Here is a 23,229-nt window from a genome sequence, read left to right as displayed (position 1 = left end):
CCATTCCCCCATTCGAGTAAAGCCGATGTTCCGCATTCTGGTTTTTCTGTTCGTGATCGGCGTCGTCGCGCTGGGGCTGGGCATTCTCATCGAGCAGCCCGGATCGCTGTCGCTGACATGGTTCGGCTATCATGTCGACACCTCGCCTCTCGTCGGGCTCGGCGCCGTCGCGCTTGGCGCGATCCTGCTCTGGAGCGTGATCCGCTTTGTCCTCAACTTGCCGAGCCTTGTCTCGTTCACCGCCCGCGCCCGCAAGCGCGCCCGGGGCCACGAGGCTCTGGCGCGCGGCATTGTCGCGGCGGGCGTGGGCGACGTCCGCAAGGCCAGGAAGGCGAGCCTGGATGCGAAAAAGCTCGTCCCTCATGAACCCCTGACCCTGCTGCTGGAAGCCCAGGCGGCGCAACTCGGCGGCGACCGCGCCGGGGCGGAGCGCGCCTTCCGGGCCATGACCGAGCGGCCCGAGACCAAATTGCTCGGCCTGCGCGGCCTCCACGCGGAATCCTTGCGGCAAGGGGATCACGACCGCGCGCATCAGATTGCGCTGGAGGCGCAGAATATCGCGCCGCTGGCGTGGTCGGGCCAAGCCTTGCTCGACCGTTACACCGCGCAGAACGACTGGGAGGCGGCGCGGCTTTGCGTCTCCCAAAACCTCCGGGCGAAGGTCATCGAACCGGAGGCGGCCAATCGCCAGAAAGCCGTTCTGGACACGGCGCAGGCGATGGAATGCGAGATGATGGAGCCGGAGCGCGCCATCAAGCTGCTGCGCGCCGCAGTGAAAAAAGCGCCGGATCTCGTGCCTGCGACCGCCTTGCTGGCGCGTCTTCTGTCGCGGCGCGGCGATTTCCGCGCGGCGTCCAAACTGATCGAAGCCGCTTACGCCAAGGCCCCGCATCCCGATCTGGCCCGGGCCTATGTCGATATGCGGCAGGGAGATTCCTCGACCGAGCGGCTGGCCCGGGCGAAGACCCTGGCCAAATTCGCGCCCAATGATCCGGAAAGCGCGATGATGATCGCGGCGGCGGCTTTGGGCGCGCGCGATTTCGTCCGGGCGCGCGAGGCCATGGCGCCGCTGATCGCCAGCGGCGAGCGCCCGACCGCGCGCATGTGCCTGATCATGGCCGAACTGGAAGAGCGCGAGCACAATGCGCAGGGTCTGGTGCGCGAATGGCTTTCGCGCGGCTCGCGCGCGCCGCGCGACGCGGTCTGGGTCGCCGACGGCCATTGGTCGAAACAATGGGCGCCGGTTTCCCCGCTCACCGGCAAGCTCGACGCCTATCGGTGGATGCAGCCCAAGGAGGCTTTGACCGGCCCGGTCGAAGAGCCGCCGCCCGCCTATGAGCCGCCCGCGCTCGAAGCCGAGCCCGCCCCCGAGGTCCTGCCCCCGGCTGAAACGCCCCCCGCGACCGTATCGGAGCCGGAGCCTGTGCAGGAAACGGCAGCTGCGGAACCTGCCAGGACTGCCGCGCGCAAAACGTTTTCGTCGCAGCCGGTGATCTTCCCGCTGCCGACGCCGCCCGACGACCCGGGGCCGAAAAAGCAGGAGGCCGAAACCCGGCTTTATTGAACGTCTTTTAGCTACGGCTTTGGCGCTTATTCGCTTCGCGGACCTTCGGTTCTTCACGCGAACCGGCATCCACTTCGCTCGAAAATGCTCTAACGCTCGACAAGGCGCGGAAAACTTTGTATAGCGCCGCCTCTGCGCCGATTTCCATCCATTGGCGCGGCCAACAGCACTGCCGATCTCCCCAGGGCGACGGCGGCGCCAATTGAAAACAGCGTTCCGAAACGCTCGCCGCAAGGCGAAACGGAGTCCAAAATGGCCAATATCATTGAACAGCTCGAAGCCGAGCAGCTCGCCCGGCTTTCCGCCGAAAAGACCATTCCCGAATTTGGTCCCGGCGATACGGTGATCGTCAACGTCAAGGTGAAGGAAGGCGAGCGCAGCCGCGTTCAGGCCTATGAAGGCGTCGTGATCGCCCGCAACGGCGGCGGCCTCAACGAGAGCTTCACCGTCCGCAAGATTTCCTATGGCGAAGGCGTCGAGCGCGTCTTCCCCGTCTATGGCCCGCTGATCGATTCGATCAAGGTCGTGCGTCGCGGCAAGGTCCGCCGCGCCAAGCTCTATTACCTCCGCGACCGGCGCGGCAAGTCGGCCCGCATTGCGGAGCGCACCGACCTCAAGGCGAAGGCCAAGGCCAAGGCTGGCAAAGCCGAGTGATCTCCTATCGGGGTCAGCTCTGACTTTTCGCGAAGGCTGGCCGCTGCGCCGGCCTTTTCGCATTTGAAGCATTTTCGCGGCCTCGGCCATGCTTCGGGTCTTGCCGGGGACGCGAAAAATTCTATCTCGTCAATGACGAACGGGCCGGCGGCGTTGAGCCGAGGCGACGTCAGGACGGAAGACCGCGACAGGGATGAAGGACATGGTTGAGACCACGGGCAAGCCGCGCACCCTTTATGACAAGATCTGGGACGACCATGTCGTCGACATTCAGCCCGACGGCACCGCCCTGATCTATATCGACCGCCATCTGATCCATGAAGTGACCAGCCCTCAGGCCTTCGAGGGCTTGCGGCTGGCCAAGCGCACGGTGCATGCGCCGGAAAAGACGCTGGCCGTCGTCGATCACAACGTTCCGACCACCGATCGCTCCAAGCCGATCGAAGATCCCGAGAGCCGGGCGCAAGTCGAGCAGCTGGCCATCAACGCCCGCGATTTCGGCGTCGAATATTTCAATGAGCATGACCATCGCCAGGGCGTGGTCCACATCATCGGCCCCGAGCAGGGCTTCACGCTGCCCGGCGCGACCATCGTTTGCGGCGACAGCCACACATCGACGCACGGCGCCTTCGGCGCGCTGGCCCATGGCATCGGCACGTCTGAAGTCGAGCATGTCCTCGCGACCCAGACCCTGATCCAGGCCAAGGCCAGGAACATGCTGGTCAAGGTCAATGGCAAGCTCGGCGAGGGCGTCACCGCCAAGGACATCGTGCTCGCGATCATCGGCAAGATCGGCACCGCTGGCGGAACCGGCTATGTCATCGAATATGCCGGCGAAGCCATCGAAGCCCTGTCGATCGAAGGCCGCATGACGGTTTGCAACATGTCGATCGAGGCGGGCGCCCGCGCCGGCCTGATCGCGCCCGACGAAAAGACCTTCGCTTATATCAAGGATCGCCCCAAGGCGCCGAAAGGCGAGGCTTTCGAGCAGGCCGTGCATTACTGGAAGCAGCTCAAGAGCGACCCGGACGCCCATTATGACGCCGTGATCGAACTCGACGCCGGCGCGTTGCCGCCGGTCATGACCTGGGGCACCAGCCCGGAAGACGTCATGACGATTGATGGCGTCGTCCCCACGGTCGAGACCGCGAAGACCGAAGCCCAGCGCGCAAAAATCCAGCGCGCTCTCGACTATATGGGCCTCAAGGGCGGCGAGAAGCCCGCCGACATCAAGATCGACCGCGTCTTCATCGGCTCCTGCACCAATGGCCGCATCGAAGACCTGCGCGCCGCCGCCAAGATCGCCGAAGGCCGCAAGGTGGCGTCCCATGTCAACGCCATGGTCGTGCCGGGCTCGGGTCTCGTCAAGGAACAGGCCGAAGCCGAGGGCCTCGACAAGATCTTCCTCGCCGCCGGCTTCGAATGGCGCGAGCCGGGCTGCTCGATGTGTCTGGCCATGAACCCGGATCGTCTGGCGCCGGGCGAGCGCTGCGCCTCGACCTCGAACCGCAATTTCGAAGGCCGCCAGGGCTTTAAAGGCCGCACTCACCTCGTCTCGCCCGCCATGGCGGCGGCGGCCGCGGTGACCGGCCATTTCGTGGACGTTCGCACGCTGAAATGAGCCGGGAGCCGCTCTGATGGACGCAAATGACCTTCGCGCCCTTCAGGCGCCGCTGAAGGAGAAATACAAGGCGGAAGCCAAGGCCGCCTTCGTCACTCTGAAGGCGAGCGGCGATCTCTCCGGCGAGGGCCTCGCGTGCAAGGTTTCGACCTCGCGCGCCCTGATTGAGGCCGGCCTTCACCCGGCGACGGGCGGAACGGGCCTGCAGGCCTGTTCCGGCGACATGCTGCTGGAGGCGCTGGTCGCCTGTTCCGGCGTGACCCTCAAGGCCGTGGCCACGGCGCTCGATTTCCGGCTCAGGGGCGGGGCCGTGCGCGCGGAAGGCGATCTCGACTTTCGCGGCACGCTCGGAATCGCCAAGGACGCGCCGGTTGGATTCACCAACATCCGGCTGTTTTTCGAACTCGATACCGACGAGCCGCAGGAACGGATCGACGCCCTGACCAAACTGACCGAACGCTATTGCGTGGTGTTCCAGACCCTGGCCCATCCGCCGAAACTGGTCCTGGCCGTCGCGCGGGGAGCTGAGGCCTGATGGGCAGCGTCAGACCGCCGGCGCAGGAATGGTCCTCGCGCGCCGCGCCCTCGCTGGAGGATTTCGAGACGATGGCCGATGCAGCCTTCCGCCGCCTGCCGCAGCGCTTCCAGCGCGCCTGCGAAGGACTCGTCATTCGCGTCGAGGATTTTCCCGACGACGAGGTGCTCGAGGAATTCGAGGCGTCGTCGGAATTCGAGCTGCTCGGCCTGTTTCGCGGCCAAGGCCTCGCCCAGTCGGAAACCAGCCAGACCGGCCAGTTCCCGAACATGATCCACCTCTTTCGCCGGCCCATTCTCGACGTCTGGGCCGAGGGCGAGGACACGCTGGGCGATCTGATCCGGCATGTTCTGGTGCATGAAATCGGCCATCACTTCGGCCTGTCCGATGCGGACATGGACCGCATCGAGCGGGAAGCCGACTGAATTGCTCGTACGCCCGCCTTTTGCTACATGACCCTTAAAATGCCGATCCGGCGCCAAATTCAGGCTTGAGACATGGAAAAATTCACGAAATTGACCGGCGTCGCCGCGCCCCTGCCGATCACCAATATCGACACGGACATGATCATTCCGAAGCAATATCTGAAGACCATCGCCCGCACGGGTCTTGGCAAGGGCCTGTTTTCGGAAATGCGCTATCGCGAGGACGGCTCGGAGAATCCGGATTTCGTGCTGAACAAGCCGGCCTATCGCAAGGCGGAGATCCTGGTGGCCGAGGACAATTTCGGCTGCGGCTCCTCGCGCGAGCACGCGCCCTGGGCCCTGCTCGACTTCGGCGTTCGCGCGATCATTTCGACCAGCTTCGCCGATATTTTCTATAACAACTGCTTCAAGAACGGCATTCTGCCGATCAAGGTGTCGAAGGAAGATCTCGCCAAACTGATGGACGACGCCAGCCGAGGCGCCAACGCCACGCTGACGGTTGATCTCGAAGCGCAGGAAATCCGTGGCCCTGACGGCGGCGTCGTGAAATTTGACATCGATCCGCACCGCCGGCATTGCCTGCTGGAAGGTCTCGACGATATCGGCCTCACGCTCGTCAAGGCGCCCAAAATCGCGGATTTCGAAACCAAACTGGCAGCTGAGCGGCCCTGGATCTGAAAAACGCTTTTTCGGTTCTGCGCTTTCGAGAATCACGTTAGGCTCACGCCATGAAGTCAGGGATTCTCGCGCTTTCGCTTGTTCTCGCGCTCGGTCAGACCGCGCGCGCGGATTTTGGCTCATGCAAGCAGCAGGTCAAGGCGCAGGCGGCCGCCGCCGGCGTCTCGCAGGCGACGCTCGCCCGCGCCCTCGACGGGCTCGAGCCCAATGACGCCGTCAGTTTTCTCGGCGTCCAGCCGGAATTTACCACCCCGATCTGGGACTACATCGCCGGCCTCGTCGATGACGAGCGCGTGCGCGACGGCCAGGCGCGTTTCTCGCAATATCGGCAGGCCGCGCTCGCAGCGCAGCATCGCTATGGCGTCGACGCTGCGGCGATCGTCGCCGTCTGGGGCGTCGAATCCGATTTCGGCAAGAGTTTCGGCGGACGACCGATCATCCAGTCGCTGACCACCCTCGCCTGCACGCCCAACCGCCGCTCGGACTATTTTCGCGGCGAGCTGATCGCGGCGCTGAAGATCCTCGATCACGGCGACGTCAAGCTGGAGGAATTCAACGGCTCCTGGGCGGGCGCCTTCGGCAACACCCAATTCATGCCGTCGACTTTCCTGCGTCTCGCCGTCGATCTCGACGGCGACGGCAAGCGCGACGTGATTAATTCCGTGCCCGACGCGCTGGGATCGACGGCGAATTTCCTTCATCATGCGGGGTGGGTCGACGGCCTGCGCTGGGGCTTTGAAGTCCGGCTGCCCGGCAATTACAGCGGCCCTTCCGGTCGGAGCGGCAAGAAGCCGGCCTCCTTCTGGGCGGCGCAGGGCGTGACGCATATCGACGGCTCGCCGCTTTCGGAATCGGGCGCCTATGGCCTGCTGCTGCCGTCGGGGCCGCATGGCCCGGCTTTCCTGGTGTCGCGGAATTTCGACGCCTTCTATTCCTACAACGCCGCCGAATCCTATGCCCTGGCGATCGGCATTCTGGCCGACCGGCTGAAGGGCGGCGGCGGCGTCGTCACGCCCTGGCCGACCGACGATCCCGGGATTCCGCGCGTAGAACGCCGCGAAGTGCAGTCGCTGCTGTCGCAGCGCGGCTATGATATCGGCGGCAAGATCGACGGCGTGATGGGAACGAAAACCCGCGAGGCGATCGCCGATTACCAGCAGCGTGTCGGCATGAAACGCGACGGCCGCGCCAGCAAGAAATTGCTCGCCGCGCTGCGCGCCGGAAAATAACTAGTTCAATCGCACCAGGGCGTCGGGCAGGTCATTGCCGCCGCCGTCGGGCGGCGCCTCGCGCGCCATCAGGTCGCCGCAGCGCGCGATGGCGGCGACGAAGCCCTCCGTGATCTGCCCCTCGTGCAGGCGAGCCGTCATCTCCTCGACGGCGACGCGCCATTCCTCTTCCGAAACCTTGCCGTCAAAACCCTCGTCGGCGACGATGCGGGCATAATGCTCGGCGAGCGAAACAAAGATCAGCACGCCGGCGCGGGAGGGCGTCCGCCTCACACCCCGTATGAAGAATTGTTCCAGCGCGGCGCGATAGGCCTGACGTCTTTTCACGGCGCGCGGCGTCAGCGCGACGCCAATCCGCGTCCATCCCAGGACCAGCAAGGACAGGACGAAAACGGCGATCTGGACGGCGAAAACGACCTGCGCCGAAAGCTGCGTCCATTCGAGCATCGGCCAGGGCGCGATCAGAGCGAGCGCCGCCGCATAGAGCGCGACGAAAGCCGCCGGATCGCTGGATCGTCGCGCCAGCACGCAGACGATCTGACCGCGGGTGCGCGCTTCGGCGGCGCGCACCGCCGCGATAATGGCGTTTTCGTCCGCAAGGCCCTGCATCACCAGTCTCCTGAGGCGCCGCCGCCGCCCGACGAACCGCCGCCGCCCGAAAAGCCGCCGCCCCAATCCCCGCCAGAGAGGCCGCCGGAAGAACTGCCTCCGCCCGACCAGCCGGGACCCGGCAGAATGATGAACGGACCGCCGCCCCCGCGCCGACCGCGGCCGCCCCCGCCGCCGCCTCCGCTGCTGCGCCAGATGATGAAAATGACGAGAGCGACGATCAGGAAAGGCAGAATGGCGTCGAAAGCCGTCTCGGGATGATCCGGACGGACATGCGGCTTTTTCGTCCATTCGCTTGAATCGGTCGTCAGGATCGTGATGACGTCGTCGACGCCACGCGTGACGCCGCCGGCGAAATCGCCCGTCTTGAAGCGCGGCGCGATGGCGTTGACGATGACGATTTTCGACAAGGCGTCGGTCAGCGTGCCTTCGAGGCCATAGCCGACTTCGATCCGGATCTTTTTTTCCTTCGGCGCGACCAGAAGCAGCACGCCATTGTTCTTGGTCTTTTCGCCCAACGCCCAATGCCGGAACAATTCATTGGCGTAGGGCTCGACTTCCTGGCCCTGCAACGAATTGACCGTGGCGACGACGAACTGGATGCCGGACTTCTGCTCGAGATCGGCCAGCTTTTGTTCGAGGCTTTGCCGGGCGTCGACGGACAGCAGGCCCGCCTGATCGACGACATGGCCGGTCAGGTCCGGGAAGACGAGCGCTTCCGCGCGAAGGGAGCCGGCGGCCAGTGCGAGCGCCAGCCAAACCAGCGCCGCCAGCCAAAGCCTGCCGGCGTGGACGGCCCGCGCGCTGCGAACCAGAGTTGACGGCGATTCAACGGAATCGCCGTCAACTCTGGACTCCTCTGTTTCCGCCGCGTTTTCGCGAAAAACCGGCATCCACTTTTTCGCACGCGGCTCTAGGGCCTCGGCCATGGCGCGCCCCGCCGATCGGTCAGAATTTCACGGCCGGGGGCGTCTGCGCGTTGTCCGAAGCGGCGAAATTCGCCATCGGCTTCTTGCCGCGGAAGACCGTCATCGCCCACAGCATGCTGGGGAAGGTCTGTAGCGTCAGATTATAATCGCGGACCGCGGCGATGTAATCGCGCCGCGCCACGGCGATGCGGTTTTCCGTGCCTTCGAGCTGCGACTGCAGCGCCAGGAAGTTCTGGTTCGACTTCAGATCGGGATAATTCTCGCTAACCGCGAGCAGGCGGCCCAAGGCGCCGGAAAGCTGGTTCTGGGCGTCCTGAAACTGCTTCATCTTGTCGGGATCTGTGAGCTGCGAAGCGTCGACATGAACCTGCGTCGCCTTGGCGCGCGCCTCGATGACGGCGGTCAGCACGTCCTTTTCCTGCTTGGCGTAGCCCTGAACCGTCGCCACGAGGTTCGGGATCAGGTCGGCGCGGCGCTGGTAATTGTTCTGGACGTCGGCCCAGCGCGCATTGGCGGTTTCCTCGGCGGTGGGAATGGTGTTGTAGCCGCAAGCCGAGAGGCTCAGTCCGATCAGGACGACAGCGACGATATTGCGCAGGCGGGACGAGTACGACATGGCGGCTCTTCCTCATTCATCGGGCTCCCGGCGCGCCAGGAAACGTTCCGGGGCTGAGATGGGCGTAATCTAGGCAGGCTTTTCCGGCGAGGCCAGAGCAAAAAAGCCTTATCGCGGGATGGAAAGGACGATTTTGCCCTGCGCCTTGCGTTCCTTGAGCATCGTCAGCGCCTTGGCGATGTCGTGCAGCGGCAGCTCCGCATGGACATGGGCGGACAGGAGTCCCTTCGCGGTCCAGTCGAAAATCTGGGCCATGTTCTCGAGATGGGCCTGCGGCTCGCGCTTGACGAATTCCCCCCAATAGACGCCGAGGATGGCGCAGCCCTTGAGCAGGACGAGATTGAGCGGGATTTTCGGGATTTCCCCGGCGGCGAAGCCGACGACGAGCAGGCGGCCCTTCCAGGCCAGGGCGCGCAAGGCGGCTTCGCTATAGGCGCCGCCGATGGCGTCATAAACGCAATCGACGCCCTTGCCTCCGGTGCGCTGCTTCAGGCCCTCCTTGAGGTCGTCGCGCGCATAATCGAGGCCCTCATGGGCGCCATATTGCTGCGCAAAGGCGAGCTTTTCGGGCGAGGAGGCGCAGGCGATGACATGCGCGCCCATCGCGGCGCCGATTTCGACCGCCGCCAATCCGACTCCGCCCGAGGCGCCGAGAACGGCGAGCGTCTCGCCTTTCTGCAGATTGGCCCTTTGCCGCAAGCCATACATCGACGTGCCATAGGTGATGAAAAGGCCAGCCGCCTGATCGTCGCTCAGATTGTCGGGCACCGAGGTCAGGATCGAGGCCGGCGCGACGAGTCGCGAACGCGCGGCGCCATAGGAACAATAGCCCGCGACGCGCTGGCCGATGGCGAAGCCGTCCACGCCGGCGCCAAGCGCGAGCACCGTTCCGCAAAATTCGCCGCCCGGCGAAAAGGGCAGCGCCGGCTTGAGCTGATATTTATTCTCGATGATCAGGGTGTCGAAGAAATTCAGGGCGACCCGGTTCGGGGCGACCAGCACTTCGCCCGGGCCCGGCGCCGGATCCGGCAATTCCCGCAGGACGAGGCTCTCGGGCGGGCCATGAATTTCACAAAGCGCGGCGATCATTGAATCTCTTTCCGTTTCAAGGCAGGGTGCCCGGCGACGCCAAAGGCGCCGTTTCGTCCAAGCCGATCACAGGTCCGATTTTTGCCTGTTTCAGCGCATAAAGCCAGCGCCGCCGGATTCCAGCGCTTACATGATTGGCGCTATGATCCGATCAATTGATTCGTTCCCGCCAACCTCTTTCATGGTCGCATCATGATAGCCTTCGCCCCTCTTCGCGCGCGCAACCTTCTCGCCGGCGCCGCCTTGGCCCTCGTCTGCATGGTCGGCTCCGCGCCGAATGTTCTGGCCAAGGAAAAAACCAGCCATTCGAAGACGGACAAGGCCGCCGCGACGCAAGACGCGGCCAAGGGCAAGGACGCGAAGGGCAAGGACGCCAAAGGCGGAAAGACTGCCGAGCCAGGGAAGGCCGCCCTGCTGGGGACCTTCGGCGAATGGGGCGCCTATGCGACCCAGGGCAAATCCAAGACCTGCTACGCCCTGGCGCAGCCGAAGACCCGGGAGCCGTCATCGGTGAAGCGCGATTCCGCCTATGTCTTCATTTCGACCCGGCCAGCGGAAAATGTGAAGAGCGAGATTTCGGTCATCATGGGCTTTCCCATGAAGGATGGCGGCGAGGCGACGGCGGAAATTGGCGACGCCTCGTTCAGCCTGATCGCGAAGGGCTCCAACGCCTGGGTCAAAAACCCTGCGGAAGAAGGCCGGCTGATCGACGCGATGAAAAAGGGCTCGAAGCTGATCGTGAAGGCCACCTCCACCAAGGGCAAGGCCACGACCGACACCTATTCCCTCTCCGGCATCGGCCAGGCGCTGGACAAGGTCCGCAAGGATTGCCAGTAAGGGCGCGCGGCGAAGCTCTCGTCTGACGCAAATCGGGTCGCGTCCACGGGCTCGGCCCTTATCGTCGCTCGGCCATTTTGCCTGGTTCTGCCCAAAATTATGGCTTGAAACGGCGTTTCGGCCCCGCTTCCCCCCAAGGTCGCAGGACCAAAGTGTGACGCCGCGACGCTTGTGAGGCTTCAGGCCGATGGGCCATAATGCCCCCCGATTGAACGGCGCGCGCTGCAGGCAAGCAGCGGCGTCGGTTTTTGTCCGGGAGGAAGTCTATGTCGGAGAAAGTTTACGCCGTTCCGACGGAGTGGGAAAACCACGCGTTCATCAATGACGCGAAGTACAAGGAAATGTACGCTCGCTCAGTTTCCGACCCGGAGGGGTTCTGGGCCGAGCACGGCAAGCGCATCGACTGGATCAAGCCTTTCACCAAGGTCAAGAATACATCCTTCGATCCGCATAACGTGTCGATCAAATGGTTCGAAGACGGCACTACCAATGTTTCGATGAACTGCATCGACCGCCACCTCGCCACGCGCGGCGATCAGGTCGCCATCATCTGGGAAGGCGACAGCCCCGACGAATCCAAGAAGATCACCTACAAGCAGCTGCATGAGGAAGTCAGCCGCTTCGCCAATGTGCTGAAGGCCAAGGGCGTCGGCAAGGGCGACACCGTCTCGATCTACCTGCCGATGATCCCCGAGGCGGCCTACGCCATGCTGGCCTGCGCCCGCATCGGCGCAATTCACACCATCATTTTTGGCGGCTTCTCGCCTGATTCGCTGGCCGGCCGCATCGAAGGCTCCAGGTCCAAGGTTGTCATCACGGCCGACGAAGGTCTGCGCGGCGGCCGCAAGGTCCCGCTCAAGGCCAATTCGGATGTCGCCATCGACAAGACCGGCGACATTGTCCAGACCCAGATCGTCGTCAAGCGCACCGGCGGCAAGATCGACTGGAAGGAAGGCCGCGATTGCTGGTGGCATGAAGAAACCGCCAAGGCTTCGCCGGACTGCCCCCCCACCGAGATCAACGCCGAAGACCCGCTGTTCATTCTCTATACGTCGGGTTCGACCGGCGCGCCCAAGGGCGTTGTGCATTGCACCGGCGGCTATCTCGTCTATGCGGCGATGACGCACCAGTACATCTTCGACTACCATGACGGCGACATTTACTGGTGCACCGCCGACGTGGGTTGGGTGACCGGCCACAGCTATATCGTCTATGGCCCGCTCGCCAACGGCGCGACCACGCTGATGTTCGAGGGCATCCCGAACTATCCGTCCATTTCCCGCTTCTGGGACGTGGTGGACAAGCACGGCGTCAACATCTTCTACACCGCCCCGACCGCCATCCGCTCGCTGATGGGCGCCGGCGAGGAGCCGGTCAAGAAAACCTCGCGCAAGACCCTGCGCCTGCTCGGCTCGGTCGGCGAGCCGATCAACCCCGAAGCCTGGGAATGGTACTATCGCGTCGTCGGCGAAGAGCGCTGCCCGATCGTCGACACCTGGTGGCAGACCGAGACCGGCGGCATCCTGATCACCCCGCTGCCGGGCGCCACCGCGCTCAAGCCGGGCTCCGCGACCCGTCCGTTCTTCGGCGTCCAGCCGCAGATCGTCGACGCCTCGGGCAATATCATCGAAGGCGCCTGCGAGGGCAATCTTGTCATCGCCGACGCCTGGCCGGGCATGATGCGCACCGTCTATGGCGATCACGAGCGCTTCCAGCAGACCTATTTCTCGACCTATCCGGGCAAATATTTCACCGGCGACGGCTGCCGCCGGGATGAGGACGGCTATTACTGGATCACGGGCCGCGTCGACGACGTCATCAACGTGTCCGGCCACCGTATGGGCACGGCGGAAGTCGAAAGCGCGCTCGTCGCCCATCCGGCGGTATCGGAAGCTGCTGTCGTCGGCTATCCGCACGACCTCAAGGGCCAGGGCATTTACGCCTATGTCACCGTGATGGAAGGCGTCGAGCCGACCGAGACCCTGCGCAAGGAGCTGGTCGCCTGGGTCCGCAAGGAAATCGGCCCAATCGCGTCGCCGGACGTCGTTCAGTTCGCTCCGGGCCTGCCGAAGACCCGTTCGGGCAAGATCATGCGCCGCATCCTGCGCAAGATCGCCGAGAACGAATTCGGCTCGCTGGGCGACACCTCGACCCTTGCCGATCCGACTGTGGTGGACGACCTGATCCAGAACCGCGGCGGCTGATCATTCGTCGCAAATCGCAATTGATGGAAGCCGGGCGCATGTCGTCCGGCTTTCGTCTTTTCAGCAATTAAAGTTTTAATAACTTCAATTGCAGCAAATTCCCTCGTCCGGCGACATTCCAACGAAGTGTGGCGCCCATGCTCTAGTTATTAAGGCGATTCAAAGGCAGTTTGCGGAAAATGATCCTCGTCGAATGATTCCGCCTGCCGGAGAAAATAGATGCCTCAGTTCAAGAGCTTGCGAACGGCTGCGTTGTTTGGCGCGACGCTCCTTGGCCTCGCGACGCCCCAAGGCGCCGCAAACGCCAATACCCATCTCGTCTCGTTCCATTCTCAATATGACGCTGGCACCATCGTCATCAGCATGAGCCAGCGCAAACTCTATCTGGTCCTCGACGATGGACGCGCGATCCAATACCCCGTCGCCGTCGCCAAGCCGGGCAAGGAATGGCTCGGGCCTGCCCGCATTCAAGGCAAATATTCTCATCCCGACTGGGCGCCGCCGGCCATCGTCAAGGCCGACCATCCCAGACTGCCCAATTTCATCCCGGGCGGCTCGCCGCGCAATCCGATGGGCGTCGCCGCCATGGTGCTCGACCGCGATCAAATAGCGATCCACGGCACCACCAGCAGCATGCGCGCCTCAATCGGCTCCCGCGCGTCTTATGGCTGCATTCGCATGCTGAATGAGGACGTCTCCGACCTCTATGAGCGCGTCGATGTTGGCACGGCCGTGGTCATGCAGCCCTGATCGAACGACGCCTCGCAAGTTCTGGCCCGGATCCCGCAGCGCAATGCGGGAGATCCGGGCCTGTTTTTTTTGAATCGTCAGAATTCGACGTTCATCAGTCGCCCCAATTCGGCGCGGATCCCGGCCGGGCTCGCGCCTCGGGCGCGCAGATCGCGGAGACAGGGCGAAGACTTGCTCTTCGAAAGTTTGCAGCCCTCGGCATCCGTCACCAGCCGATGATGCCGGTAATTGGGCGTTTGCAGTCCCAGAAGCGCCTGTAGCAACCGGTGCAGCCCGGTCGCGGCTTCGAGGTCGGCGCCCCGGACGATATCGGTCACGCCCTGCGCGGCGTCGTCGAGGACGCAGGCGATATGGTAGGAAGCGGGCACGTCGCGCCGCCCGATAAGGACGTCGCCCCAAGGCTCCGGCGCCGCGATAACGGCAAGGCCGTCTTCGCCTTCGTGAAACTCCCGATAGGTCAAAGGCCCCCGAATCGCCGCGACCGCCTTCGCCATGTCGAGGCGCAGGGAAAAACGCGCGCCCGACGCCATGCGCGCTCCCCGTTCGGACGGCGAAAGCGCGCGGCAGACGCCCGGGTAGAGAAAGGCGCCGTCGGGATCGCGCGGCCAATCCGTCTTTGCCGCGCAGGCGCGGGCGATATCGGAGCGCGAGCAAAAGCAGGGATAGGCCAGCCCCCGTTCGACCAGCCCCTCAAGGGCTGAGGCGTAATCCGCCAGATGCTCGGACTGGCGGCGCGGCGGCTCGTCCCAATGGAAGCCGAGCCAGTTCAGATCTTCCATCAGCGCGGTTTCGAAGTGCCGACGCGACCGTTCGGGGTCGATGTCCTCAATGCGCAGGAGCATCCGAGCGTGATGGGCCTTCGCCAATTTCAGATTGAGCAGCGCCGAAAAAGCGTGTCCCAGATGCAAATAGCCATTGGGGGAGGGCGCAAAGCGAAATACGGGCTGAGTCGCGGCCTTGCCGTCCGGAGCGTCCTCCTGCGCCATGAGTCAGAAATCGCTCGCGATGCCCTTGCGCTCCCAGTCGCCATAACGAATCGGCTCGGGGCCTTTGGGGCCATTGATTTCGCGGGGCAGGGACGCCTCAATCGCATTGCGGCGGCGCTCCTCCGCTTCCGCGAGGGCGCGCCGGGCCTCGGGGCTCAAAACCTTCGGCTTTTCAGCCTCCCCGGCCCCGGGACCGCCATTGTCTTTCGCCGCCATGGTCAAGCCTTCCAATCCTAGCGCCCGCCGATGGAACCGGGTCCGAAGCGAAAACAGCAGGTCCGAACCGGCGCGGACGCGCATTTCCGCGCGCGCGGCGCTATAGTAAAAATCCAGCAGGCCGATTCATAATCGAAACCTTCCTGCGCGCAACTCCGACCTGGTCACGGGGCGAATGAACACCAATAACGGCAATAATTTCGGCCGCTCCGGCAAGGGCAGGACAGCTACGCAAGGTCTGCGGGCGAAAGGCGCCCGGCCGGATCAGGCGCCCGAGAGCATGCTCGCCCATCCGGGCCTTGCCGCGCGCGTCGCCGCCGCCGCGATCCTTTGCGACATCGTCCAGGGCGGACACACGCTGGATGAACGATTCCTGTCCGACGCCGCCCCTTCGCGGCTGGCCGGTCTCGACCCGCGCGACCGCGGCCTCGCCCGCTCCATTGTCACGGTCGCGTTGCGGCGGCTCGGAACGATCCGCCTCGCGCTCAGCCAGCTGGTCGAAAAGGGCCTGCCGCGCAATTGCGGCATGCTGGAATGGAATCTGATCGCCGCCGCTGCGCAGATTCTCTTCCTCGACACGCCGGATCACGCCGCCGTCGACCTGGCGGTGCGAGCAACGCGGCTGGAGCCGAAGAACGCGGGTTTCGCCAATCTGGTCAATGGCGTGCTGCGCAACCTGATTCGACGCCGCGACGAATTTCTCGAACAGTCCGATCCTCTTGACGACGACATTCCGCATTGGCTCGCCGCACGGTGGCGGCGCATCTATGGCGAAGACGCGGCGCATGGGATCGCATCGGCCTTCGGGGACGAGCCGACGCTCGACCTCACCGTCAAGGCGGACGCCACGGCCTGGGCCGAAAAGCTCGGCGGCCGGCTGCTGCCGACCGGATCGATCCGCCTCGAAAGCCATGCGCCGATCCCCGAGTTGCCCGGCTATGAGGAAGGCGAATGGTGGGTGCAGGACGCGGCGGCGGCCTTGCCCGCGCGCATCCTCGACGCCAAGCCTGGACAGCGCGTCGCCGACCTATGCGCGGCGCCCGGCGGCAAGACCGCCCAACTCGCCGCCGCCGGCGCGCGCGTGACCGCGCTGGACCGATCCGCCGAGCGCCTCAAGGCGCTTTCCGCCAATCTGGCCCGCCTCAAGCTCGAGGCGGCCATTTCCGTCGGCGACGCCGCTTCCTTCAAGGCCGAGCCCTTCGACGCCATTCTGGTCGACGCCCCCTGTTCCGCCACCGGAACCGCGCGCCGCTCTCCCGACGTGCTCTGGACCAAAAAACCCGGCGACATCGCAGCGCTCGCCGCGATCCAGACCAAGATCCTCGATCGCGCCTTCAGCCTGCTGAAGCCCGGCGGCATTCTGGTTTATTGCGTCTGTTCGCTCGAGCCGGAGGAAGGCGAAGCGCAGATCGCCGCGCTGCTGAGGCGCAATCCGGACGCGGTCCGCGACCCGATCGATCCGGCGGCTTATGGCCTGCCGGCGGAGGCCGCGAACGCCGAAGGCGAGCTGCGTCTGCTGCCCAGCCTGCTCCCGGATGAGGACTCGCGCCAAAGGGGGCTCGACGGATTCTTCATCGCGAGACTGGGACGTTTGCGTTAGGCGTTCATTAACCACGATCGGCGAAAGTCGGAAGGCAGCTGGCGGCGTAGCCGTACCGGCGTCCCGAACCCGCCGACCGGAGTGTGGACCGCCTTTGACGATTTCGCGCGCCCTGCCCCTCGCCGAACGCCTTCGCCTCGTCCGCCTGGCGATCGCCCGCGGCGCGCTGAAGCTGCGCTCCGTCGCGAAATGGCCTTTTCTGTCTTTCGAGGAATGGCGCTGCAGCCCGCCGGAACGGCTTCTCATCGCGCCTCAGGATATCCGCACTGGCGATCCAACCGTGGCGGCCGACATTTACGCCGGCTATTACGCCTTCTGCGGAAAAATCGTCAACGCGCACGGACAGTCACCTTTCGCGTTGCCTCCGCCTTCGGCGGACTGGTCGCGCGAGTTGAACGGCTTCAACTGGCTGCGCCATTTGCGCGCGGCGGACACCGCATTGGCGCGCGCCAACGCCCGATCGCTTCTGAAAGAATTTCTCGCCTTGCTGGGAAAGCCGCGCGCCCATCCGGCCTGGGAGCCCGAAGTCGTCGCGCGGCGCACGCTCTCCTGGCTGAGCCAGTCGCCGATGCTGCTGGAAGGCGTCGACTATCCCGATTACCGCCGCGTCCTTCGCGTCTTGACCTGCGGCTACTGGCGGCTGAGACGCCAGTTCGACAGTGGCTTGGCGGGGGAAACGCGACTGACGATGGCGGTCGCCATGACCGCCTATTCCTTGTGCGTCCAGGGCGGAGCGTCGATGTTGAAGCGCTCGGTGGCCGTTCTGAACGAGCAGTTGAACCGGCAGGTGCTGCCCGACGGCGGGACCGTCGGCCGCAACCCGCAAGCCCTGCTCGACCTGCTGTTCGACCTCTTGCCGCTGCGCCAGGCTTTTGCGGCGCGCGGGCTTTCGCCGCCGCCGGATCTGCTCAACGCCATCGATCGCATGACGCCCGCCTTACGCATGTTTCGCCATGGCGATGGTTCGCTCGCTTTGTTCAATGGCATGGGCGTCACGGCCCCGGACGGGATCGCCATCGCGCTGGCCTATGAGGACAATCGGAACCAGCCGGTGTTCAACGCGAGATATTCCGGCTACCAGCGGCTCGAGGCGCAGGACGCGCTCGTCATCCTCGACGCCGGCCGCCCGCCGCCGCCGCTCAGCTCGCGCGACGCTCACGCCGGCTGCCTGTCGTTCGAATTCTCGCTGGGCGCGGACAAGGTCGTCATCAATTGCGGCAATCCCGGCCCGTCTCGCCCCAAGCTGCGGGCGAGCGCGCGCTTCACCGCCGCTCACTCGACGCTGGCTTTGAACGATTCCTCGTCCTGCCTGTTCAGCGCGCAGATCGGGACCGCCCGATGGTTCGACGACGAAATCCTGCTCGGCCCCGAACGCGTGCCGGCGATCCGCGAGGACAGCGCCCAGGGCTCGATGGTTCTGGCGTCGCATGACGGCTATCTGCGCCGTTTCGGCTTCATTCACGAACGGCGCTGGCTGCTTCAGGCCGATGGCGGCCGCCTTCAGGGCAAGGACCGCCTGATCGCGGCCGATGGGTCGAAACGGTCGAATGTCAATTACGCCATCCGTTTCCATATCCACCCCGCGGCGACGCTGACGCAGATCCGCGACGGAGCCGGCGTGCTTCTGGAACTGCCCGGCGGCGCGAAACTGGCCTTCGAGGCCGGGGGGCTGCCGCTCGTCATCGAAGAAAGCATCCTGTTCGCTGCGCCGGAGGGGCCCCGCGCCTGCGAACAGATCGTCGTTTATGGCGCCTCAGCCGATATCGCTGAGGTCGACTGGTCCTTCACGCTCCAACGCGCCGATTCGCGACTGGAGCGGGTTTGAGAGAAAATTCCTTGTTTTGTCTGGCGCGTGACGCATTTTCGTTCGCGGCGAAACATGCTAAGCGCGGCGCAAGCCATAGAGCCGCAAGCCGCCCGACCCGATATTGCGCCCGCAGACCTGCTCCCGATTCGCCGCGCGCGGCCCGGCGCCGAGGCGGAGCCATTGAAGAGTAAGCCCATGTCAGACATTCGCGCCATCAAACGTGCGCTGCTTTCCGTTTCCGACAAGACCGGCCTGATCGATTTCGCGCGCGCGTTGAGCCAGCGCGGCGTCACCCTGATTTCGACGGGCGGCACGCGCAAGGCCATCGCCGACGCTGGAATCGCGGTCGTGGACGTGTCCGACGTCACCGGCTTTCCCGAAATGATGGACGGACGCGTCAAGACGCTACATCCGAAGGTTCACGGCGGCCTGCTGGCGATCCGCGAAAACCCCGAACATGAAGCCGCCATGCTGGCGCATGGCATCGACCCGATCGACCTCCTAGTCGTCAATCTCTATCCCTTCGAGGCGACGGTCGCCAAGGGCGCCGACTGGGACGAAACCATCGAGAATATCGACATCGGCGGACCGGCCATGATCCGCGCCGCCGCCAAGAACCACGAAGACGTCGCCGTTGTCGTCGATGTGGCGGATTATCAGGTCATTCTGGCCGCCATGGACGCGCATGGCGGCGGAGCGGACCTCGCCCTGCGCAAAAAGCTCGCGCAGAAGGCCTATGCGCGCACCGCGGCCTATGACGCCACGATCTCCAACTGGCTCGCGCGGGCGATCGGCGTCGACGCCCCCGAATATCGGGCCGTGGGCGGCAAATTGTCCGAGCCGATGCGTTATGGCGAAAACCCCCACCAGAACGCCGGCTTTTATCTGACCGGCGAGAACCGCCTCGGCGTCGCTTCCGCGCGCCAGCTGCAGGGCAAGCAGCTCTCCTACAATAATGTCAATGACACAGACGCCGCCTTTGAACTGGTTGCGGAATTCGATCCCGCCCGCACGGCGGCGGTGGCGATCATCAAGCATTCCAATCCCTGCGGCGTCGCCGAGGGCGCAACGCTGATGGAGGCCTATCTCCGCGCCCAGGCCTGCGATCCCGTCTCCGCCTTCGGCGGCATTGTCGCGCTGAACCGGAAGCTGGACGCCGAGGCGGCTTCGGAAATCGTCAAGATCTTCACCGAAGTCATCATCGCGCCCGACGCCGATGAAGAGGCCATTGCTTTGGTCGCGGGGAAGAAGAACCTGCGCCTGCTGCTCACCGGCGGCCTTCCGGACCCGCGCGCGCCGGGCCTCGGCGTCCGTTCGGTCGCGGGCGGCCTTCTGTTCCAGTCGCGCGACAACGCGGTGGTCGACGACATGCCACTGAAGGTCGTGACCAGGCGCGCGCCCACGGCGCAGGAGCTGGCCGATCTCAAATTCGCTTTCCGCGTCGCCAAGCACGTCAAGTCAAACGCCATCGTCTACGCCAGGAACGGCGCGACGGTCGGCGTCGGCGCTGGCCAGATGAGCCGCGTCGATTCCTCGCGCATCGCAGCGTGGAAAGCCGCCGAAGCCGCCAAAGCCGCCGGCGCGGCGGAGAGCTGGGCCAAGGGCTCGGTGGTCGCCTCCGACGCCTTTTTCCCCTTCGCCGACGGCCTGCTCGCCGCGGCGGAAGCGGGCGCGACGGCCGTCATCCAGCCCGGCGGTTCGATGCGCGACGATGAAGTGATAAAGGCGGCCGACGAGGCCGGTCTGGCGATGGTCATGACCGGCTATCGCCACTTCCGCCACTAATTTACCGCTTCTCCTTGACCGCGACTCGTCGTGGTCAAGGAGTCCCTCGCGTAAGCCCAAAGGGCGTCGCAAGACGCCCGTCTTGCGACGGGCTATTGGGCGCAGTCGCGCCTAACCAAGACTCACAGATTCTCACCTGTAAGTCTTGGTATAAGTCGCAAAAAAACGTCGGCGCCCGATTGGAGCGCCGACGATCATGACCGCCTTGAAATATTGAGCCTGATCAGGCTCCCTCGGTTCAGGCGCTCTGTGGCGCCACGCCGTCAGCGTGCAGATAGGCGCTCTGTTCGGCCAGTTGCGCGAGGTTGACCTCCGGACGCGCGCCGAAATGCTGTATGATCTCGCTCGCCGCCAGGGCGCCGAGACGCGCGCAGGCGTCAAGCGGCTCGCCTCTCGTATAGCCAGTCAGGAAGCCAGCCGCGAACAGATCGCCGGCCCCCGTGGTGTCGATGAGGCGATCGATCTGCGCGGCGGGAACTTCCCAGGTCTTGTCGCCCTTGATCACGACCGCGCCTTTCTCGGAGCGCGTGATCGCGGCCAGCACGTTTTCCTGACGCAGCGCAGCGACAGCGGTCGCAAAATCCGCCGTTTCATAGAGCGCGTGAAGCTCGGATTCATTGGCGAACAGAATATCGACGATCCCGTCGCGCATCAGCCGCAGGAATTCCTGCTGGTGGCGATCGACGCAAAACACGTCCGACAGGGTGAGCGCCACTTCGCGCCGGGCGGCGTGGGCGATCCGCGACGCTTCGACGAAGGCTTCCTTCGCCGCCGGCGGATCCCACAGATAGCCTTCGAGGTAAATGATCTTCGACGCGGCGACGTCGGCGGCGTTGAGATCGGCGCAGGTCAGATTCTGGCAGGCGCCGAGAAAGGTGTTCATCGTGCGCTGGCCGTCCGGCGTGACGAGCACGAGGCAGCGCGCCGTGGAGGGGCCGTCGCTCGCGGGCGGCGTCGCGAAATGAACGCCCGCCGCCTTGATGTCATGGGCGAAGGCGCGGCCCGCCTCGTCCGCCGCAACCTTGCCGACGAAGACACCTTTTCCGCCGAAGCTCGCCAGGCCGGCGATGGTGTTCGCCGCCGAACCGCCCGACACGATCGTCGTCGCGCCCATCGCGTCATAGAGCCATTGCGCCTGCTGTTCGTCGACCAATTGCATCGCGCCCTTGCGAAGCTTGGCTTTGACGAGGAACTCCTCGTCGACGGGCGCGATGACGTCGACAATCGCATTGCCAAGGCCGAGGACGTCATATCGATGGGCGGTCATGGTGAAACTCTCTCAGGAAACGTCAGGGTCTTGCCCCCGCATGGAAGCGGGGTCAAGCTCTTTCCTCAGCCGGGGGAGCGCCGCCGCAGGCGGACATAAAGGGCGCCCGACCCGCCATGCGGCCGCGCTGCCTCCTCGATCGAGAGGACGATGGCGCGCAATTCCGGCGTCCGTAGCCAGTGCGGCGCATTGCGGCGCAGCACGCCGCGTTCGCTGTCATAACGCTCCTCCTCGCCGGCTGGCGCGCCCTTGCCGGTGATCACCAGCACCAGTTTCGCGCCGTTCTCGGCGGAGCGCCAGAGGAAATTATTCAGCGCGCGATGCGCCTGCGCCTGGGTCAGGCCGTGCAGATCGATAACGTCATCCACCTGCGCCTTGCCCGCCGACAGCCGGCGTTTCATCCGGCGCTCCAAAGGCGCCAGCGGAGCCAGAGCCGGGGTTTTTGGCTTTTCCTCCACGATCCGGGGCGGGGTTCGAACCGGCGAAGCGACAAGCGGCGCGACCGGAGGTTCGGGAGCTGGCGGCGCCGACTCCGGGTCGGGGCGGGTCCGTTCCCTCGCCGTCTTGACATCCGCGGTCGCGTGGCGCCAAAGCGCCAGTTCCTCGCGCGAAAGCCTGCGAATGCGCGGCGCACGCTTGAACTCCCCGCCGCCTTTCATCCTACGATCCCCTGTCGAGCAGTGCTTGCTGGTCAATCTATCGGCAAGAGCAGGTAAAACCGGCCATGATGACGAATTTCGGAGGCGCGCCCGCCCGCCGTGTCGCCCAGGCCGAAATAAACATCGGCTCTCGCCGGACCTACGATAGCCGAACCCGTGTCCTGCGCAATCATGACCCGCTGGAACGGCTCCGGCTCCGGGCTGCGCCACGGCATTCTGGCGTCGATGAAAAAGGGCAGCCCATAGGGCCAGATCCGGGAGTCGATCGCAATCGAGCGGAGCGGGGTCAGCGCCGCGCCGCTTCCACCTTCCGGCTGCTGGTCGGGCCGGGTGTCGAGACGCCCGTCGAAAAAAACGAAGGACCGATTGAGCCGCAGCAGATCGTCGCCGGCTTCGCCGCGCGCCACGCCATGCTCCCTGATCCAGTCGGTCAGCCGGCGCATGGTCATTTCGGCGGGCGCGGCGACGCCGCGCTGAACCAGCACCCGCGCCAGCGCCGTATAGGGCTGTCCGTTGCGGCCGGCGAAGCTGAGCCTGAGCACGCGGCCGTCGGGGAGGCGGACGCGCGCCGAGCCCTGCACCTGCGCGAGGAAAAGATCGACATTGTCCCTGAGGTAAACGTGGATCTTGACGCCGGGGAGCTTTTCCAGCGCGCCGTCTTCGATGGCCCCGCGATCCGGATAAGGCGTCAGCGCGCCGTCCGGTCCCTTTCGCGCGGCGGTCAGATCGGCGAAAGCCCCGACCCTCTGCTGGCGCGAAAGCGTCACGAGATCGGGCGGCAAGCCATAGGCCGGCGTTGCGAAGGCCCTGGTTCTGACGAGCGAACCGGGAATTTCCGGTTGATAATAGCCGGTGAAAAAGGCGTCGGCTGACGGATCAGCCGCGACGAGACAAGGGCGGAAATGGCGGGTAAAGAAAGCGCGCGGGTCGGACGCGCCTTCTCCTTTGCGGGCGGATGCACAAACTTTCGCCTGCGCCGCTGGGCTAAAGCCCTCGATGGGTTTTTCGCTCCGGGCCGGCCTATCGCAGGTCCTTGCGAAGACTTTCAGCGCCTCGTCCAGCCGGTCTTCGGAAAAACCCGGCAGGTCGCGAAAGGCGACGGGCGTCAAATGAAACTGAAGCGTCTCGCCCCGTGAGCCGGCGACAGTGAAGGCGCTCAGCAATGCGGC

General features: G+C 64.9%; 22 protein-coding genes. 13 read left to right on the top strand and 9 right to left on the bottom strand.

What is annotated here, in order from left to right; genetic code table 11:
* Positions 1-25 precede the first annotated feature (25 nt).
* The 7 genes from QM467_RS09750 to QM467_RS09720 all read left to right on the top strand — a co-directional run bounded on the left by QM467_RS09750 (position 26) and on the right by QM467_RS09720 (position 6,706).
* Complete coding sequence (locus QM467_RS09750; protein WP_283366115.1) at positions 26-1,564, top strand: heme biosynthesis protein HemY; 1,539 nt, start codon at positions 26-28, stop codon at positions 1,562-1,564.
* Positions 1,565-1,816: 252 nt separating this feature from the next.
* The gene (rplS, locus tag QM467_RS09745; protein WP_283366114.1) at positions 1,817-2,218 is read left to right on the top strand and encodes a 50S ribosomal protein L19; all 402 of its coding nucleotides are present in this window, start codon (positions 1,817-1,819) and stop codon (positions 2,216-2,218) included.
* A gap of 202 nt (positions 2,219-2,420) precedes the next feature.
* Entirely contained in the window at positions 2,421-3,839 is a 1,419-nt protein-coding gene (gene leuC / locus QM467_RS09740; protein ID WP_283366113.1) for a 3-isopropylmalate dehydratase large subunit, read from the top strand.
* A gap of 16 nt (positions 3,840-3,855) precedes the next feature.
* A complete protein-coding gene (locus QM467_RS09735) occupies positions 3,856-4,374 on the top strand; it encodes an OsmC family protein (protein ID WP_283366112.1) in 519 nt (172 codons plus the stop codon).
* Entirely contained in the window at positions 4,374-4,799 is a 426-nt protein-coding gene (locus QM467_RS09730; protein WP_283366111.1) for a metallopeptidase family protein, read from the top strand. The genes QM467_RS09735 and QM467_RS09730 overlap by 1 nt, the downstream gene beginning before the upstream one ends.
* A 72-nt stretch (positions 4,800-4,871) precedes the next feature.
* On the top strand, positions 4,872-5,477 hold the full coding sequence (gene leuD, locus QM467_RS09725) for a 3-isopropylmalate dehydratase small subunit (protein WP_283366110.1): 606 nt from the start codon (positions 4,872-4,874) through the stop codon (positions 5,475-5,477).
* Positions 5,478-5,527: 50 nt separating this feature from the next.
* A complete protein-coding gene (locus QM467_RS09720; RefSeq protein ID WP_283366109.1) occupies positions 5,528-6,706 on the top strand; it encodes a lytic murein transglycosylase in 1,179 nt (392 codons plus the stop codon).
* On the opposite strand, the gene QM467_RS09715 is transcribed toward QM467_RS09720, so the two are convergent.
* From QM467_RS09715 to QM467_RS09700, 4 genes are all read right to left on the bottom strand, one after another.
* Entirely contained in the window at positions 6,707-7,315 is a 609-nt protein-coding gene (locus QM467_RS09715; protein WP_283366108.1) for a TPM domain-containing protein, read from the bottom strand.
* Positions 7,315-8,208, bottom strand: coding sequence for a TPM domain-containing protein (locus tag QM467_RS09710; RefSeq protein WP_283366107.1), 894 nt, complete (start codon positions 8,206-8,208; stop codon positions 7,315-7,317). Before QM467_RS09710 ends, QM467_RS09715 begins: the two co-directional genes overlap by 1 nt.
* Positions 8,209-8,263: 55 nt before the next feature.
* A complete protein-coding gene (locus QM467_RS09705) occupies positions 8,264-8,860 on the bottom strand; it encodes a LemA family protein (RefSeq protein ID WP_283366106.1) in 597 nt (198 codons plus the stop codon).
* Between the two features lie 108 nt (positions 8,861-8,968).
* Complete coding sequence (locus QM467_RS09700; RefSeq protein ID WP_283366105.1) at positions 8,969-9,949, bottom strand: NADPH:quinone oxidoreductase family protein; 981 nt, start codon at positions 9,947-9,949, stop codon at positions 8,969-8,971.
* A 192-nt stretch (positions 9,950-10,141) separates the two neighbouring features.
* On the opposite strand from QM467_RS09700, the gene QM467_RS09695 reads away from it, so the two are divergent.
* The 3 genes from QM467_RS09695 (at position 10,142) to QM467_RS09685 (ending at position 13,740) form a co-directional block, all read left to right on the top strand.
* The gene (locus QM467_RS09695) at positions 10,142-10,786 is read left to right on the top strand and encodes an invasion associated locus B family protein (protein WP_283366104.1); all 645 of its coding nucleotides are present in this window, start codon (positions 10,142-10,144) and stop codon (positions 10,784-10,786) included.
* Between the two features lie 266 nt (positions 10,787-11,052).
* The gene (gene acs, locus QM467_RS09690; RefSeq protein WP_283366103.1) at positions 11,053-12,990 is read left to right on the top strand and encodes an acetate--CoA ligase; all 1,938 of its coding nucleotides are present in this window, start codon (positions 11,053-11,055) and stop codon (positions 12,988-12,990) included.
* A 219-nt stretch (positions 12,991-13,209) separates the two neighbouring features.
* The gene (locus QM467_RS09685) at positions 13,210-13,740 is read left to right on the top strand and encodes a L,D-transpeptidase (protein ID WP_283366102.1); all 531 of its coding nucleotides are present in this window, start codon (positions 13,210-13,212) and stop codon (positions 13,738-13,740) included.
* A gap of 77 nt (positions 13,741-13,817) precedes the next feature.
* Here QM467_RS09685 and gluQRS read toward each other — a convergent pair whose 3' ends face one another.
* A complete protein-coding gene (gene gluQRS / locus QM467_RS09680; protein ID WP_283366101.1) occupies positions 13,818-14,726 on the bottom strand; it encodes a tRNA glutamyl-Q(34) synthetase GluQRS in 909 nt (302 codons plus the stop codon).
* A 3-nt stretch (positions 14,727-14,729) separates the two neighbouring features.
* A complete protein-coding gene (locus QM467_RS09675) occupies positions 14,730-14,942 on the bottom strand; it encodes a DUF1674 domain-containing protein (RefSeq protein ID WP_283366100.1) in 213 nt (70 codons plus the stop codon).
* 175 nt (positions 14,943-15,117) lie between these two features.
* Between QM467_RS09675 and QM467_RS09670 the strand changes: the two genes are divergently transcribed.
* From QM467_RS09670 to purH, 3 genes are all read left to right on the top strand, one after another.
* On the top strand, positions 15,118-16,542 hold the full coding sequence (locus tag QM467_RS09670) for an RsmB/NOP family class I SAM-dependent RNA methyltransferase (RefSeq protein ID WP_446737758.1): 1,425 nt from the start codon (positions 15,118-15,120) through the stop codon (positions 16,540-16,542).
* Positions 16,543-16,636: 94 nt separating this feature from the next.
* Positions 16,637-18,367 carry a heparinase II/III family protein gene (locus QM467_RS09665; RefSeq protein WP_283366099.1) on the top strand — a complete coding sequence of 577 codons (1,731 nt, stop codon included), beginning with the start codon at positions 16,637-16,639 and terminating at the stop codon, positions 18,365-18,367.
* Between the two features lie 177 nt (positions 18,368-18,544).
* The gene (gene purH, locus QM467_RS09660) at positions 18,545-20,134 is read left to right on the top strand and encodes a bifunctional phosphoribosylaminoimidazolecarboxamide formyltransferase/IMP cyclohydrolase (RefSeq protein WP_283366098.1); all 1,590 of its coding nucleotides are present in this window, start codon (positions 18,545-18,547) and stop codon (positions 20,132-20,134) included.
* Positions 20,135-20,372: 238 nt separating this feature from the next.
* Here the strand turns inward: purH and QM467_RS09655 are convergent, their stop codons facing one another.
* The 3 genes from QM467_RS09655 to mltA form a co-directional block, all read right to left on the bottom strand.
* Positions 20,373-21,401, bottom strand: a complete 1,029-nt coding sequence (locus QM467_RS09655; protein WP_283366097.1) for an adenosine kinase — start codon at positions 21,399-21,401, stop codon at positions 20,373-20,375.
* A gap of 65 nt (positions 21,402-21,466) precedes the next feature.
* Complete coding sequence (locus tag QM467_RS09650) at positions 21,467-22,060, bottom strand: Smr/MutS family protein (RefSeq protein ID WP_283366096.1); 594 nt, start codon at positions 22,058-22,060, stop codon at positions 21,467-21,469.
* A gap of 32 nt (positions 22,061-22,092) precedes the next feature.
* The gene (mltA, locus tag QM467_RS09645) at positions 22,093-23,223 is read right to left on the bottom strand and encodes a murein transglycosylase A (protein ID WP_283366095.1); all 1,131 of its coding nucleotides are present in this window, start codon (positions 23,221-23,223) and stop codon (positions 22,093-22,095) included.
* Positions 23,224-23,229: the final 6 nt, after the last annotated feature.

It is taken from the genome of Rhodoblastus sp. 17X3 (assembly GCF_030056575.1).
Lineage (GTDB): Bacteria > Pseudomonadota > Alphaproteobacteria > Rhizobiales > Beijerinckiaceae > Rhodoblastus.
The sequence above is the reverse complement of the archived record's forward strand: the minus strand, read 5'-3'. Positions and strand labels throughout refer to the sequence as shown.